Source organism: Desulfitobacterium elongatum (genome assembly GCF_055378975.1).
The window spans coordinates 3,929,822-3,946,075 of record NZ_AP038772.1; the positions used below are offsets into that span (position 1 = coordinate 3,929,822).

At 43.9% G+C, this 16,254-nt stretch carries 15 protein-coding genes; 3 read left to right on the plus strand and 12 right to left on the minus strand.

Translation table 11 applies throughout. The features are described from left to right. Positions 1-84: 84 nt before the first annotated feature. Together ACZ42W_RS18635 and ACZ42W_RS18640 are read right to left on the minus strand one after the other, a co-directional pair. Positions 85-1,035, minus strand: a complete 951-nt coding sequence (locus ACZ42W_RS18635; RefSeq protein ID WP_464166762.1) for a LiaI-LiaF-like domain-containing protein — start codon at positions 1,033-1,035, stop codon at positions 85-87. A gap of 1 nt (position 1,036) precedes the next feature. Next, on the minus strand, positions 1,037-1,495 hold the full coding sequence (locus ACZ42W_RS18640; RefSeq protein WP_464166763.1) for a PspC domain-containing protein: 459 nt from the start codon (positions 1,493-1,495) through the stop codon (positions 1,037-1,039). A gap of 282 nt (positions 1,496-1,777) precedes the next feature. Here ACZ42W_RS18640 and ACZ42W_RS18645 point away from each other — a divergent pair, with 282 nt between their 5' ends. Next, a complete protein-coding gene (locus ACZ42W_RS18645; RefSeq protein ID WP_464166764.1) occupies positions 1,778-2,932 on the plus strand; it encodes an exonuclease SbcCD subunit D in 1,155 nt (384 codons plus the stop codon). Next, the gene (locus tag ACZ42W_RS18650) at positions 2,929-5,982 is read left to right on the plus strand and encodes an AAA family ATPase (RefSeq protein ID WP_464166765.1); all 3,054 of its coding nucleotides are present in this window, start codon (positions 2,929-2,931) and stop codon (positions 5,980-5,982) included. The genes ACZ42W_RS18645 and ACZ42W_RS18650 overlap by 4 nt, the downstream gene beginning before the upstream one ends. 102 nt (positions 5,983-6,084) lie before the next feature. Here ACZ42W_RS18650 and ACZ42W_RS18655 read toward each other — a convergent pair whose 3' ends face one another. From ACZ42W_RS18655 to ACZ42W_RS18690, 8 genes are all read right to left on the minus strand, one after another. Further along, positions 6,085-7,275 (minus strand): anaerobic nitric oxide reductase flavorubredoxin, encoded by a 1,191-nt coding sequence (locus ACZ42W_RS18655; protein ID WP_464166766.1) that lies wholly within the window; start codon positions 7,273-7,275, stop codon positions 6,085-6,087. A 151-nt stretch (positions 7,276-7,426) separates the two neighbouring features. Further along, positions 7,427-8,299: a damage-control phosphatase ARMT1 family protein gene (locus ACZ42W_RS18660; RefSeq protein WP_464166767.1), complete on the minus strand. Its 873-nt coding sequence runs from the start codon at positions 8,297-8,299 to the stop codon at positions 7,427-7,429. A gap of 191 nt (positions 8,300-8,490) precedes the next feature. Next, entirely contained in the window at positions 8,491-9,378 is an 888-nt protein-coding gene (rsiV, locus tag ACZ42W_RS18665) for an anti-sigma-V factor RsiV (RefSeq protein WP_464166768.1), read from the minus strand. A 1-nt stretch (position 9,379) separates the two neighbouring features. Further along, on the minus strand, positions 9,380-9,886 hold the full coding sequence (locus tag ACZ42W_RS18670; RefSeq protein ID WP_464166769.1) for an RNA polymerase sigma factor: 507 nt from the start codon (positions 9,884-9,886) through the stop codon (positions 9,380-9,382). A 186-nt stretch (positions 9,887-10,072) separates the two neighbouring features. Beyond that, complete coding sequence (locus ACZ42W_RS18675; protein ID WP_464166770.1) at positions 10,073-10,714, minus strand: ion channel; 642 nt, start codon at positions 10,712-10,714, stop codon at positions 10,073-10,075. A gap of 226 nt (positions 10,715-10,940) precedes the next feature. Further along, positions 10,941-13,202 (minus strand): heavy metal translocating P-type ATPase, encoded by a 2,262-nt coding sequence (locus ACZ42W_RS18680; RefSeq protein ID WP_464166771.1) that lies wholly within the window; start codon positions 13,200-13,202, stop codon positions 10,941-10,943. Between the two features lie 82 nt (positions 13,203-13,284). Beyond that, on the minus strand, positions 13,285-13,671 hold the full coding sequence (locus ACZ42W_RS18685; protein ID WP_464166772.1) for an ArsR/SmtB family transcription factor: 387 nt from the start codon (positions 13,669-13,671) through the stop codon (positions 13,285-13,287). A 238-nt stretch (positions 13,672-13,909) separates the two neighbouring features. Then, complete coding sequence (locus tag ACZ42W_RS18690) at positions 13,910-14,659, minus strand: polysaccharide deacetylase family protein (protein WP_464166773.1); 750 nt, start codon at positions 14,657-14,659, stop codon at positions 13,910-13,912. A 203-nt stretch (positions 14,660-14,862) separates the two neighbouring features. On the opposite strand from ACZ42W_RS18690, the gene crcB reads away from it, so the two are divergent. Beyond that, on the plus strand, positions 14,863-15,237 hold the full coding sequence (gene crcB / locus ACZ42W_RS18695) for a fluoride efflux transporter CrcB (protein WP_464166774.1): 375 nt from the start codon (positions 14,863-14,865) through the stop codon (positions 15,235-15,237). 87 nt (positions 15,238-15,324) lie between these two features. Here crcB and ACZ42W_RS18700 read toward each other — a convergent pair whose 3' ends face one another. After that, positions 15,325-15,651, minus strand: a complete 327-nt coding sequence (locus ACZ42W_RS18700) for a YnfA family protein (protein WP_464166775.1) — start codon at positions 15,649-15,651, stop codon at positions 15,325-15,327. Beyond that, positions 15,644-16,183 (minus strand): nitroreductase family protein, encoded by a 540-nt coding sequence (locus ACZ42W_RS18705; RefSeq protein ID WP_464166776.1) that lies wholly within the window; start codon positions 16,181-16,183, stop codon positions 15,644-15,646. The genes ACZ42W_RS18700 and ACZ42W_RS18705 overlap by 8 nt, the downstream gene beginning before the upstream one ends. Positions 16,184-16,254: the final 71 nt, after the last annotated feature.

The following is a 16,254-nucleotide window of genomic DNA, read 5'->3' on the forward strand; positions in this document are numbered from 1 at the left end:
TTTTAGCCAAGCCAAAGAGGAATACCCTGTTTCCCTTCAATCTGGGAATGGGTATTCCTCTTTTTAATAGTCGTTTTAGCTTATTTAGTACATTACCAAAGCGCTGGCCGAACGCTGTAAGTCGACTTTTCCGGCAGCCATCGAAATATCCATTTCGATCGTCGTTTTAGCACTATTATAATTCGGGCTGACCCACTCCTTATCACTTAAAAATAAGCCATCTCCCGTAAAATTCGTATCGCTAGCTATCCCGCTTAAGTGAATCTTCAGCCCAACACTTTCCGGAACGACTAAAGTAATCTTTGAGGCCCCTGTGCTGAGGTCTGCTTTCGTATGAACACCCGTATCTCCAAATCTCACCTCGACATCGCTTGCGCCCGTGCTCATATCAAGTGTTTTCACGCGCAGTTGACTAAAATCCAGAGTTCCATTCACTGCACCAGCATTTACATCTACATTGTATTCCACCTGATCTGAAAGCTTGAGATCTAATCGACTACTCCCTGAACTCGGTTTCTTTTCTGAATTAAATCTTATTCGAGTGTTATCTCCATTCCGAACCTGTGAGAACTCAGGTGCACCGTAATTGAAGCGATTGTTCCATTGATACGTTCCAGTGAGCAACGAGGTTTGACCTGCCTCCGCTTTCACTCCATTCACGTTCACCTGGGCTCCACCCAAGTTCAGATCAAGATTGGACGTTTTTACCCCATTTTCAAGGGGAGCAGCTAGCTCCATCACGGTGCCAACACCCTCTTGCAGAGGAAGCCTTTGGAAGTTACTGCCGTAATTGGGTACACCTTGAACAAAAGAATACCCAACGAGAGCGAGAAGGAACACGACAAGAACTGCACTGAAAGGAACCCGTCTATTGAAAAAGAGGGCAACCCCCGCAACAATCAATATTAAAGGCCAAAGATTAACTACATTCATCCAGAAACCCCAGGGTAAAAATCCATAGATATTCAGGAAAAATACGATACCCAGCATGATCAAGAAAAGCCCACGAAAGACTGAATCCACAACTTGACGCATCTTAGTTCCTCCTCCATATTATTCCCACTCCTACAAGGATGAGAATCAGCGGCCACATTCTTCCCCAATCAAAGAAATACGGAAACCACTGTTCCATAAGAAAAAGCAAACCAAAAACAATTAAACCAATTCCAACGTACCGCTTTCTCCGCTCAGGATTCACTGCCTTTAGATCTTGGGCAAAACTTTGAGCCGAATTCCGAATATCTTGTGCACTTTCCTTCATCTCTTCCGCCACATTTCCCGAGTTACGATAAGGAACTCCGACCTGATAAGCTGGATTCTTTGGGATGATGACCCAAGCGATGATATAGATGGGTAAACCAATTCCGCCAAGGAAAAGAGAAATCAATGCTAAAAGTCGAATTAAGGTCGCATCGATATCAAAGTACTCTGCAAGTCCTCCACAAACTCCTCCAAGCTTCTTATCAATCCCCGAACGATATAACCTATCTGTCATTTTTTGTCCCTCCAGAAATAGTGTGTTTTTGTTTTTACACTCTTAATACGACTGAGGAGAGAGAGAAGTTTCACTCTATAAAAAATTTATTCGGACAAATCCTCAAGTACTTTATGAATAATCCCCTATCCAATACTTTAAGCCCCTTGCACTAAACCACTAGAATGCGTGAGAGGTTTGAAAAAGGTTATCCCAAGTTTTTGACGAATGACTCTGGTAGAATAAAACCAGAACAAGTACTATGCAATATAACGAGCTAGGAAAAAGGAGGCAACCCTTCACATGCGCTTTCTTCATACCTCAGACTGGCATTTAGGACGAATTTTTCATGGAGTCCACTTAACGAATGACCAGGCCCATCTACTCAACCAATTTCTTGAATGCGTTCAAGATATTCGACCCGATGCGATTGTCCTTGCTGGAGATGTCTATGATCGAGCCGTTCCCCCGACAGAAGCCATTGAACTTCTAGATGATACCCTCTCTCAGATTATCCTCGATTATCATGTGCCGATTATACTCATCGCGGGCAATCACGATAGTCCAGAACGGCTGGGCTTTGGCAACAAGCTATTATCCCGTCAAGGACTTCATGTCGCCGGAACCCTCAGTGGAGTACCTCAGCCGATTATCTTAGAGGATGAACATGGACCTGTTTACTTTCTGCCCTTTACATATGCAGAACCCGCCCTCGTCCGGGAACGATTAAATGAGCCTGAGGCTTCTGATCATGAGCAAGCCTTAGAATCCATGATTCGACAAGCACTTCGCCAAGTTCCTGAGAACTCGCGTAAGGTGGCCATTGCCCATGCCTTTATCGCAGGGGGATTAACCACGGATTCTGAAAGACCACTTTCCATCGGTGGAAGCGGGATGGTCAGTGCAAAGGTCTTTGAACCTTTTCATTATACAGCTCTTGGTCACTTGCATAATTCCCAAAAAGCAGGCGCAGAACATATCCGCTACCCAGGCTCTCTGATGAAATATTCCTTTGCTGAGGCCAACCAAACCAAAGGAATCAACCTCGTCGAAATCACTTCCCAAGGAGAAGCACGTATCGAGTCCCTTGCCCTCTCCCCGAAGCGCGATGTGCGAATCCTGGAAGGCTACTTTCAGGAAATCCTCAAGAACGCTACTTTGCTTGGAAACCCCGAGGATTACCTGCAGATTGTTCTGAAGGACACAGATCCCATCCTCGATGCCATGGGACAACTCCGCTCCGTCTTTCCGAATGTCCTGGCTATTGATCGACCCCATCTTTCCACTGCTTCAGTCTTAAGCGGACCAACAGCCGACCACCGTAAACTTTCCGAAAAGCAACTCTTCGCCTCGTTCTTCGAGCAGATGACAGGACAAGCCCTTACCGAAGAACAAGATGTTGAATTCTCGGGGATACTTGAAGAAGTCTTCCGAGATATTCGGGAGGTGACCGTATGAGACCGCTTCGTCTGACTTTGTCCGCTTTCGGACCTTACGCAGAGAATCAAATTCTAGACTTTACAGAACTCGGAGAACGCTCCTTTTTCCTCATCCATGGTCCTACTGGAGCAGGTAAGACTTCCATCCTCGATGGTATCTGCTTTGCTTTATACGGGGACGCTAGTGGGACAACACGGAATAGCAAATCGATGCGCAGTGATTATGCCGATTTAAGCCTTCCTACTGTCGTCGAGTTCGAATTCAGCATTGGAAACTCAGAGTATAGCGTGAAACGCTGGCCAGAACAAGAACGCCCTCGTAAAAGAGGAACCGGAACAACTATCGAGCCCTCCAATGCCGAACTTTTTTCGCTTACCCCAGGGAGTGAGCCAGAACTGCTCTCCACCGGTTGGAGTGAAGTAACAAAGAAAGTCGAGACTCTCCTTGGCTTTAAAAGTGAACAATTCCGACAGGTCGTCCTCCTTCCCCAAGGGGATTTTCGAAAGCTTCTAACCGCCACTTCGAGTGAACGTCAGGAAATTATGCAAACTCTCTTTAAGACTGATATGTATCGAATTATTGAAGAAAAGCTAAAATCAAAAGCTCAGGAACTAAAAAAACAATATGATTCCTTTGCCCATGAACGTTCCATCCTCCTTCAAGAAGCAGCGGTTACTTCTCTATCCGAGCTAGAAGTAAGAATCACGGAGCGTGAAGCCCAAACTCTTGAACTCAATACCCGAGTTGAAGAACTCAATACCAAGCTAAAAAATGCTCAAGATACCCTCACCCGAGGGCAACAGACTGTAGAGCAATTCAAGGAGAACGATGAGGCCCACAAAAAGCTTGATGAGCTTCTCGTGAAAACGTCTGTCGTCGAGCAGTTTCGCAAAGACCTAGAAAAGGCGCTCGCTGCCTCCGTTTTAGTAGAAACCGAACAAACCCACCTTCGACTTCAGATTGATGTTCAAGACTACGAAAAGGGCGAGCAACAACATACACAAGCGTTAGAACTCGCTCAGAAGCGCTTAGATGCTGCCCTTCAAGTGCTTCATGAGCAGGAAGCCAAAGATGCAGAAAGAGAAGCCTCTGCGACCAAGGTTCATCATCTTCAGCAATTAACCGACTCTGTACAAGCCCTTACTACGGCAACTGTTGCTGCTAATGAAGCACAGCATGCTCTTCAACAAGCCCAAACCCATAAAACCAATACCAAAGCACAACTAGACCAAGTGCAATTCTTATCCCAAGATAAAAACATAGAATACCAAGCACTGACGCTCCTTGCCGCCGAAGCCGGACAACGCCGCCTACTCTATGAGAATATGAAGCAAGCCAACAGCAAACGTAAATCCCTAGAAGAGTTTAAAAAGAAATTAGCGGAGGCCGAGCGGCATGCCCATGTCGCTGAGCGCGAACTTGGGGAAGTCAACCAAAAGTTTACTTTGCACAAAGAAAGTCTTGCCGCCCTTCAAGAAGCTTGGGTAGATGGCCAAGCTGGACTCATGGCCGCAAGCTTAACTTCAAGCAATCCTTGCCCTGTCTGCGGCTCGATTCACCATCCTCAGCCTGCACTGCTGTCCGAAAAGACGCCCGCTGAGCAGGAAATAAAACAAAAGCAACAGGAGCTCGAGAAGATTGAAACTTCGATGGGAAAGGCCCGTGAATATTGGAATTCCCAGAGCAATGAAAGAGATCGTCTAGCTCAGAACGTACAATTCTTAATCGAGGAGCTTGGAGATTATGCTACGACTGATCTCTTAACCTTGGAAAAGAAATTATCCGAGACTCAAGCCACCTATCAAGAAGCCTTACAAGCTGAGACACGGAGTAAGAGCCTAAGCCTCCAACTTGAAGGGTATAACTCTGAGCTCCTCCGTCTTCAAACTGAACTCCAAAAGGCTGAGGAAGATTGGCTCAAAGCAAACGACGCCTATAACAAAGCCATCGGAATCGCGGAGGATCGGAAGACTCAGGTTCCCGCTGAGCTAAGAGAGCCTTCAGCACTAGAAAAGGCTCTTCAAGTAGCCCTTGCCCTGCAACTTCGTTTGAAAAAGGAGTTTGAGTCAGCGCAACACTACTATCAAAAATCGACAGAAGAACTTATGAAGGCACAGTCTGAATTAACGAACCTTCAGAAAAACCTAACTCTTACCCGCGATCGCTTATCGAGCGCGCAAGAAGAGTTTGCGAATCGCCTTCAAGAAGCTGGTTTCTATTCTGTAGAAGAGTATGCCAAGGCAAAATGGACTACAACTCGAATCAAGGAGGTCCAGGAACGGGTTAAGAACTTTGATCTGAGTCTAAGTGCTACGACAGAACGTGCAGAACGGGCAAAAGAAAAGATCAAAGACCTGACCTTACCAGAACTTTCTATTCTCCAACATGTGGCAAATACAACGAAAACCGAATATGACCAGGCTCTTCGAGAACAAGCTACCTTAACCCATCGCTTAGAGTGTGAAAAGCATTGGTTGAGTCGACTTTCCGAACTCCATCAGCAAATGGACAAGCTCTCATCTCGCTATGCAATCACTGGCAGGTTATCTGAAGTCGCAAACGGAGCGAATGATTACCGGTTAACCTTCCAGCGCTTTGTCCTTGGGGCTCTCTTGGATGATGTCGCACTTGCTGCCAACGAACGCCTCAAGACCATGAGCCGTGGACGCTATTACTTACAGCGTACGATGGACCGGGCACGCAAGAACATGGCCGGCGGGCTTGATTTAGAAGTTTTTGATAACTACACAGGCTACGCACGAGGCGTCGGCACCCTCTCGGGTGGGGAAACCTTTCTCGCCTCCCTTTCCCTCGCCTTAGGCTTAGTCGATGTGGTTCAATCGTACGCGGGAGGAATCCATCTCGACACCCTCTTTGTCGACGAGGGCTTCGGAACACTTGATCAGGAAACTCTTGACTTCGCAATAAAAGCTCTCATTGACCTCCAACAAGGTGGTCGCCTCGTAGGAATTATCTCGCATGTTCCAGAACTTAAAGAGCGAATCGATGCCCGTCTCGAAGTCACCCTAACTTCCAAAGGGAGTGTCGCCTCCTTTAAAGTAGGGTAATCTACTTTAACAAATCATTCCGAAAAAGTTTGCTCGATGTAAAAAGGGCGCCAAGGTTTAATAATACCTTAGCGCCCTTTTTACATCGTTAGAATTTGAAGACTACTTAAGATTTTCTCCGATTCGTTTACCCATCTCGACGCATTGGCCTAGACTTTCTTCATCAGGTGTCCACAGTAAACGGATACCGTCATCCATGATTTCGAACCCACCTTTTTGAAGTTCTTCGGTCAGAAGCTTCAGAACCTCACCACTCCAGCCATAACTTCCGAAAGCTACGGCCTTTTTATTCTTGAACTTCATCCCCTTCATCTCTTCCAGGATCCCTGCAATCGATGAAAGGTAACCATTGTTGACGGTAGGAGAACCCACGAGAACTGCTTTCGAACGAAAAACTTCAGCGATGATATCGGTCTTATCTGAACGTGCTGAGTTGAAGAGCTTAACCGTCAATTCTGGATTGGACATCCGAAGTCCAGCTGCGATGGACTCGGCCATCTTTCGGGTAGCATTCCACATCGTATCGTAGATGATCGTCACTTGATTTTCCTGATAATTTTTTGTCCATTCTAGGTATTGAGTGACGATTTGTAGAGGGTCGTCCCGCCAAATGACTCCATGACTTGGGCAGATCATCGAGATGGGCAAGCCCATTTTTACGATTTCATTGATCTTTCCCTCAACGAGCTTACTGAACGGGGCTAGAATATTGCCATAATATTTTAAGGCTTCGTAATAGAGCTCTTCCTTATTAACTAAGTCATTATACATATGTTCAGATGCATAGTGCTGACCAAATCCATCATTACTAAAGAGAATATTGTCCCCGGTCAAGTATGAAAACATCGTATCAGGCCAATGAAGCATCCGAGCTTCGATAAAGATGATCTCTCTGCTGCCCAAATTTAATCGATCTCCGGTCTTGACCTCAACGAAATTCCAGTTCTTATGATAGCTTCCTTGAATGATCTTTTTCCCGTTAGCAGTACAATAAATCGGAGTGTTCGGGATTTCTTCCATCAGATAGGGGAGCGCCCCGCTATGATCAACTTCCGAATGGTTCATGATGATATAATCGATCTCATTGAGGTCGATCTCTTGTTTCAGCTTTGCGACAAACTCACGACCAAACGGTTGCCATACTGTATCGATCAACACGGTTTTCTCATCTCGAACCAAATAGGAATTATAAGAAGATCCCCGATGGGTAGAGTATTCCTCGCCGTGAAATTTACGAAGCTCCCAATCAATTTTCCCTACATAGGTAATACTTTCAGTAATTTTAAAGGCCATTTCAAAATTCCCCCTTCGTATATTTCTAATTATTATTACTTTAATTCATCTCGTTCTCTTATGCAAGTACACTTTGGAGATGATTATCTTACAAACAAAACCATCTCCACTCATTTAAGTTTCCCAGCTAAAAAGGTTTAAAATTTAATGGTTAACCCTCACTAGGCCCCCTTTTTTTTAAAGCCATCTCACCTAGTTTTACACCTAAACTCTCCGCTACAACCTCACACTTTGCCCGAAGCAGAAAGTAAGTGTTCTCTCTTACTTCGTACGCAGATTCTAAGGATTCATAATTAGCTTGACCTTTACTTATTACAAGGTCAGCTTCATCGAGAGCTGTACAGAACTCCGCAGAACAAGTTTTTAGGACCGTCCCAAGATATCCACTTCCATTAGACATCACTGTAGCCACATCTTTCATCCCTACGTATTCCGCGTCTTCCCAGGTTGCATCGTTAAGAATGGGGCTCCCTTTGACTACATAAGTGACCTTGACTCCTGAAGCCTTAAATTGCTCAGCAAGAAGTTTGTCAAAGGCGATTTCTCCGCTGTTATCACCAAGAATCATAACCTCGCGGGCCCCTTTTAACTTTTCCTTAAAAAAAGAGTAGTCATCGTGAGCAAATTTCCTCCCCAGTGCCTCCTCGATACTCGCCTCAACATCGAAGTCCTTAAATATCCCCAAATCGATAATATTTCCTGCCACAGAGACTTGTAAGGCTGTGTAAAGTGGATCTGAACTTTGCATTACTCGCTCTCTCAACTGGGGAAGAAGTTTTATGGCCAATTCGTTGGACTCTCTTTTCGCCTTTACGAAAGGATCATTCGTTCCCAAGAGTTCATTAACCTTCCAAAGAATTAACGTTGAGTTTTCTGCTGGGGTTCCCTGCGGATCAAGCTCCGGAATGAGCGGTAAAATCTTATGTAAGATTTGCATCGCCTTATCCTCTGAAACCTCTGTTTGTCCTAAAGTATTTCTTGCTTGCTTTAAATAACACGGAATGCAATCCAATACGACGTTCACCACTGTGCCCCCTTTATGTGATATACCAGCAATTTCGCATACTAATACTTCTCTATTATAGCTCGTTTTGCAGTTTATCTCCACAATGACTCCGCCTCTGAATCAAGCGTTCCGAATCTCTTCTAAAACTAAAAATCACCCGTAAGATTCCTGCTTCTTAGGCGGGAGTCTTACGGGTGATGTATAGTAACTTAGGGTTTCACATATTCATGACTGACCAATAGATTTGCAATGACATCTGTGGGCACGACAAACTCGACGACCCCCATGTAGCCTGGAGCTACTTCATATTTATCAAATGAAATGACGAGTTTGTTTTCTGTATTGAGATAGAAGGTCTGATTCTTAGCAATCTGATTAAATCCTTCGAAAGGAAGGTTCATGTTTGTACCCGATACCCAGTAGACCTTGTTGGCATCCGCTTGCATCTGTTCCCTCATCTGAACCTTAATATTTTCGCTGATAACATTGATATATTCTTCATCCTTAAAGAGACTGGGTAGCGTGATTAGAACTTGATCCTTTTTATCAATAGTATCATATTTAAATGTGGTCGAGGAAGAACCTACAGTATTAACCACATAGCGTCCTATGGCTAAAATTCTATCATTGTCTGTCTTAACGACATAGCCGCTATTAACTCCTAAATGTCCCCCCCCTTGTTCCTTCAGGTCCTCCATATCTACCATAAATTCCTCATAAAGTTTCTTGTTTTCATCTAGGTATTTTATATTCAAAGTCTCTTCTAACGTCTTATTTTCTAAACCTTCTATCACAGGTACCTCGATATTCGCTCGATATGTCCCCTCATCTACTTGGTAGTCTCGGAAGTTCAGGACGTGCACTAAGTCCTTGATAACGGGAACGCCTGATAACATGCTGGCCATAGCAGGGCTAATATTGATACCCCCGACGAATATGATTACGACAGCTGCCACTCCAGCGACCCATCGCACCTTCTTCGACCTATTCTTATTCTTCGCCTCTTTAATTGTTTTCCTAACAACAGAATCCAATTCATTAGGGATCGGGATATTATTATAATCTTCCTTTAACGTTTCCAATTGTTTATTGTTCATGTTAAACCTCCTTGATTTCCTCTTCCATCTGAAGACGTAGCTTCCTCAATGTGGAATATAGTCGGGACTTCGTGGTATTTACATTTTCATTTAGGATATCTGCCACGTCTTCAATCTTCAGATCCTCATAATATCTGAGAACAATTCGACTGCGATCATCAGGTGGTAGCTGATCCAAAGCTTTTGCTAAATCCAGATCAGAATAGTTAAAACTCGCGGTCCCAGATTCGTAACGACTGAGCGTTTCTTCATCTATGATATCTAAACGTTTTTGCTTTCTCAAAGCATCTAATGACGTATTGACCACAATCCTATAAACCCAGGTTTTAATAGACTGCGATTTTTCCAGCGAGTCCACAGAGGAAATTGCCTTGACGATGGATTCTTGGACAATATCCAAAGCATCTTCCGGATTCTTGACATAACTATAGGCCAGCCTGTATAAAGGCTGCTGATTGGCCAGAAGGTAACCCTCGACTTCTTTTCTTAATTTCTTTCTTTCAAACATACCTGACTCCTTTGAAGTGCACTTCATTTTTTGATACGTATCATAAGTCTTATACTATATAGACGAATCATTTCGTAGAAAAGTTTTAGATAGAATAAAAAAACCGATCCTTCCTGGAAATCAGAGAAGTGATCGGCATTCCTAGGTATGAGGACTATGCCCTCACCCTCGAGTTTTCCCTCTTCATTACGGGTCAGCGAAGAAAACAATTCCCATCGTGAAAATAAAGACAAAAAACAGAACTTGAAGACTCACTAATATTTTAGCCGTTTTAGTGATAGGAGCCATGTCTCCCATTCCAGCTGTAGCAAAGGTCGTGATACTAAAATAGATAAAGGTGACGATTTCATTTAGGGGATTTCCATCAATATCGCCAGTAAAACTCTTTGGATTCATACGATAAACCCAATTGTAGACTGCGGCGTAATAGAGAATCAGGGTCCCAATAGCGCTCGAAACGGGTAGAAATGCATTCAAAGGATGTCCATTCGATGCGATAAGGACGTTATAGACATAAAAAGAAATCCCTGCCGTAGCTATACAAGAGTAGACAATGCTACCAATCATACCCTGTATAGATTTTTCTTTTTCTCCACACACGGCTCCATCTCTAGACATAAGAGTAAAGATAAAGTAAGCTCCCGTTCCTACAAGCGCTGGGGAAAGTAACCACACATTTGAAGCCGCAACTGCCTTACCATTTACTTGGGGATCAGGCGCCTTCGCTGGGACTGTCGCAGTCCGCTTATTACCGAGAAAATTTGGATTCGTGTAATTCGAGGGATAAGAGCCTGGGTAAGGAGAATAACCCCCTGCGGATCCGTACACTCAAAATCCCTCCTTTCTGAACGCTCTAGCTATTCCCATTATATTCCATATAAATAATAATGTTCTCTCTTCTCTTCTTGCACTATTCGAAAGATTACCCTACAAAGTGGAGCAAAGATCTCCTGGAGAGTTTTTTCATAATATTTCCACTTAATAAGAATAGGCTATCTTAGTGCGGGTCCCCAGATAGCCTATAATATTCGAGTGTTAATCGCAGGTCGAAGAGTTACTTAGCCATAACACCTTGCACAGATGCTTTACTCTCTGAATCAGCTTCATTAGATTCGATTCCTATGCTAGAATAGCGTCGAACCCGTGTCGCGTTAAGAATTGCCAAGAGTGCTACTCCCACATCTGAGAAGACAGCCTCCCACATGGTAGCCATCCCGAACATCCCAAGAATGATAAAAATAAGTTTGATTACTAAGGCAAAACCGATATTTTGCCAGATGATCTTTTTAGTGAAACCCGCAATATCGAGGGCATTGATGAGCTTAGAGGGCTGATCATCCATCAGAACGACATCTGCTGCCTCAATTGCTGCATCTGAACCCAGTCCACCCATGGCAATCCCAATATCGGCGCGGGTCAATACGGGGGCATCATTGATTCCATCACCAACAAAGACGACCTTTTCTGCAGCTACACTTCTTTCAGTAAGCAACTTCTCCAGTTTTTTCACTTTATCTTCAGGCAATAGATCTGCGTAAACTTCCTGAACTCCGAGTTCTCGCCCGACACGCTGAGCCACTGCTGCTTGATCTCCAGTTAACATTACTGTCTTAATTCCTGCGGCTTTAAGTCGTTGAACTGTTTCGCGTGCTCCAAGTCGTGGACGGTCTGCAATCAATAAACATCCTGCATAGTTTTGATTCACTGCCATATAGACTAGGGTACCCAGCAGTTCCTGTTCCTCAGCCTGGATTCCCTGCTCCTCAAGAAAAGCTAATTTCCCGATCAGAACCACTTGTCCGTCAATCTTAACCCGAATCCCTTTTCCGCTGACTTCTTCATACTCACTCGCTCGTAAGGTATCAATTTCTTTACCATACTTTTCACGGATAGATTTCCCAATGGGATGGCTCGAATGAACTTCTGCAATGGCGGCCATTTCAATGAGCTCCTGCTCTGTGAAGCCCTTCTCAGCATGTATCTGAATAACTTCAAAAACGCCTTCAGTCAAAGTTCCCGTTTTATCGAAAACAACCGTCTTAACTTGAGTTAACGCTTCTAGGAAGTTTGAGCCCTTAACTAAAATCCCCTGCCGAGACGCGCCTCCAATCCCACCAAAATAGCCTAAAGGAATTGAGATGACCAAGGCACACGGACACGATATAACAAGGATTGTCAAAGCGCGGTAAATCCAACTGCTAAAGTCCCCTCCCGCAAAAAGTGGAGGAAGAAAAGCGATTCCTAACGCCACAATGACCACTACTGGAGTATAATAGCGAGCAAAAGTAGTAATAAACTTCTCCGTTTTCGCCTTTCGAGTACTTGCATTCTCGACGAGATCAAGAATTTTCTGTATCGAAGACTCCGCATATTCCCGGATCACTCGGACAGTCAACACTCCCGAGGTATTAATCATTCCTGCTAGTACAGTATCTCCTCGATCTGCTTTCCGAGGCACGGACTCTCCTGTTAGTGCGGAAGTATCCAGATAAGAGCTTCCATTGACAACTTCACCATCCAATGGGACCCTCTCCCCAGGGCGGACAACGATTTGCTGACCGACTTCAACCTCTTCTGGATCGATTTTTATGACATTAAGCTGCTGGATTAAATTAGCATAATCCGGTCGAATATTGAGAAGCGCTTGAATGGAATGCCGTGAGCGATCAACTGCACGATCTTGGATATACTCTCCGACTGAATAGAAAAGCATAACCCCTACAGCTTCCGGTAATTCATGTATTGCAATCGCACCTATCGTTGCTAAGGCCATTAGGAAGTTTTCATCGAAAACAGCGCCACGTAGAATATTTTTAAAGGCCTTTTCTAGAACTTCGTATCCAACGAGCAGATAAGCCCCCATGTAGACGAGGTACTCTAAAGCTTCGAAAGAGGTGCCGTGCCAACGTGGGCCCCAAATCAACCCAACGACCAAAAGAATTCCCGCGAGGAGAATGCTGAATAATTGTTTGCGGAATTCTCCCTCTTCATTCCCTTCCGAGGGAATTTCTGCTTGATCTTTTCTTTTTTGTATAGCTACGAGCTTTACTCCCGGTTCAATCTTCTCCATAATAGTTTGGGCTTGTAGCATTTTATCAGGTGGTAAATATACCGTTTTAGCGACATAGTTAATGGACGTCTCCCCAATCCCCTCTGTCGCACCTAGCGCCCTTTCCATTTTCGCACAACAGTTCGCACAGAATTCCCCTTCGATTCGGTATTTTACGCGCTCATTATTTTTTTTATTATCAGATAGAGAATCCGTTTGTCCGTGAGCCTTTGATTGATCGGATGGATCACCAAACTGTACCCTCATTTTTCTCCTCCTAGTTCCCTTCTACTATACTTTATCTGAATCTATCCTAGAGATTAGCTCCACTTTACTCACTCTTGGGCAATCACTCTGAAATATGTTCAAGTCCTTGACTATAGAGACCTAACACATGATCATCATCCAGGGAATAATAAACCAGTTTTCCGTCCCTTCGATACTTTACAAGGTTACTACCCCTTAAGACTCGTAATTGATGAGAGGTCGCAGATTGACTTAAACCTAGAAGTTCTGCTAAATCACAGACACAGAATTCGCTTTTTGCCAAAGCACTCATAATCCGTATCCGAGTCGGGTCACCTAAAGTCTTAAATAAGCTAGCCAAGTCATTGGCCTGTAAGAGTTCGATTATTTCACTCTGAAATCGGGAAATCAATTCGGGGTGGGTACATTCCACTTCACAAACAGGGCTGTCTACGCCTTTGGCTTCCTCCTGATCCGCAGAAGTTATCATCAATGTCCTTCACCTCATTACATCATATGAATATATGTTCATATGTAGTATACCAAATTAAATTAACTTTGCCTAGACAAAAATGCCCGACTTTTTCTTGAATATCGGAATTCCAATCATCGGTCACCGTCCAATCGCATGCATCCCGCTCCGTGGAATAACTTTTGTTTCAACTTAACCTATTAACCTATAAAAAAAGTCTGCCCTCGGACCTGAAGGTCCGAGGGCAGATTGACTTTTAATCCCTAGGTTTTAGAATTTGAACCGGGGTGTTGCTCTCAAAGTTTCTAAGTTCAGATACAGTGACAAAGCGATACCCTTGCTGCTTTAATTGGTCAATAATGCTTGATAAAGCTTTAATGGTTTGTTCTCGTTTTTCTCCTCCATCATGAAGCAGGATAATCGCCCCTGGAAAGCTGCTTTTCATTACATTTCTTACGATTCGTGTTGGTCCAGGATTTCGCCAGTCGTTACTATCAATACTCCACAAGGTTAAAATGTAGCCTTTATCTTTGACCCCTTCGACAAGTGATTTCGAAATGATTCCACCTGGCGGACGATAGAAGTTTGTATGCTGCTGTATAATTTGATAGATGACCTCATCTGTGCGATCAAGTTCTCGTATAAATTGGCTGGTCGTGTAACTATGAGAGTAGCCATGATTACCGATCTCATGCCCTTCCACGCTAATTCGCTTGAGCAAATCAGGGTTTTTCTTAGCATTCTCACCTAATACAAAAAAGGTTGCTTTAACATTCTTCTCTTTAAGGACATCAAGAATAAATCCTGTATAGAGAGGATCTGGACCATCATCAAAGGTCAGAGCCACTACTTTTTCTTGAGTATGAACCATATAGTACGTTCCCGCTTGCTTAACCAATGATGGGAGTGTCAAGTTTCTACTTTGATAGTACGTACCAAAAGCCACCAAAAGCAGAATAACTAAACTAAATAGAATTCCCCTTCTTGAAAAGGTTATGATACGCAAAAATCTCCCCCCTTAACCCATATTAAAACTATATGCTTCCTCACCTGTTCTATCACTCCGGTAACTCTGGAAAATCGCAAGTTTAAAGTAGGAGTTTTGTCATACAGAGTCGAAGAAGTTATAATAATGAGGTAAAGCTGAAGGTTAATAGGCAATTTGTCCGTTCGACAGCAAAAACTTCAATCCTTTAAAGGAGTTAAGATATGAATCATCTTATTGTCATTGCTCTAGGCGGTGCCTTGGGAGCTCTTTCTCGTTACGAATTAGGCCTCTGGATCTCAGCCCGATGGAATCCAAGCTTTCCACTTCCCACCTTTATTATCAATGTGAGTGGAGCCTTCTTACTTGGGTTTATCAATATCCTTTCTATAGACAAAATGCCGATAAGCCCCCTATGGCGTTTGGGGATTGGGGTCGGCTTCTTAGGTGCCTTCACAACCTTTTCCACCTTTGGTTTTGAGGTTTTTACTCTAATAGAAAAGGGTAGTTACACAACAGCAGTATCGTATACCCTCTTCAGTATTTTCGTCGGCTTTTTAGGGGTTGCCTTAGGTGTCACTCTCGCCCGATTATTGTAGAAAAACCTATATGCCAAAATAACGAGAAACCACTTAACCCCTAAAGGTGAAGTGGCTTCTTGTTATTTTAGCGTTTCTTTGTTTCATTCACTGACGTGGGGCCCAAAGCATAATCGATACACCCACCAAGCATATTACAGCACCGATCCAATCATAGGAATCCGGTATTTTCTTATCAACACCCCAGCCCCATAGTACCGCTAGGATAATGAAAACTCCTCCGTATGCCGCATAAATTCTCCCAAAGCTCGGAAATTTTTGCAACGTCGGAATGATTCCATAAAGAACCAGGATCAATGCGCCTATTATTCCGTACCAGAAGGGGCGTGCTTCCCTTAGCCAAAGCCATACCAAATAACCTCCGCCAATTTCTGCTATGCCCGCAAGTAAAAATAAAAGAATCGCGTTAAGCATCGGGTCGATTAGCCTTCCCGAATACGTTCCAATGAATTTTATCCTGTAAAAGCTCGTCCTCCGTGTGTGCCGGACGAGACTCAGCTGGATATCCAAGGGATACTATCGTTGCAACCTTAAGATTTTCAGGGATCTCTAGAACTTCTCTTACGTATTGTTCTGCTGTGATTCCATCTTTATTCATTCGCTCTCGAATCTGAATCCAGCAGGATCCAAGCCCAAGAGATTGCGCTGTGAGCTGAAGAATAATTGTAGCGATAGAGGTGTCCTCTACCCAGACATCACTCTTTTGCGGATCAGCTAGGACGACGATTCCTAAAGCCGCACCCTTTAACGCCTGAGCTCCGGGCTTCGCTTCAGACAGCTTTCCCAGTACTTTTTTGTCATCCACGATAATAAATTCCCAGGCCCTGCTATTCCGAGAAGTGGGTGATAACAATCCGGCACAGATTAACTGTTCCACTTTTTCACACTCAATCGGGGCGTCCGTATATTTTCGTATGCTCCGACGCTTAAGTAACATATCCTTCATGACTAGACCAACCTCCGTAGCTAAATTTCAATCACTATAGAGCACATTATAGCATAAGACACCCTTCGAAT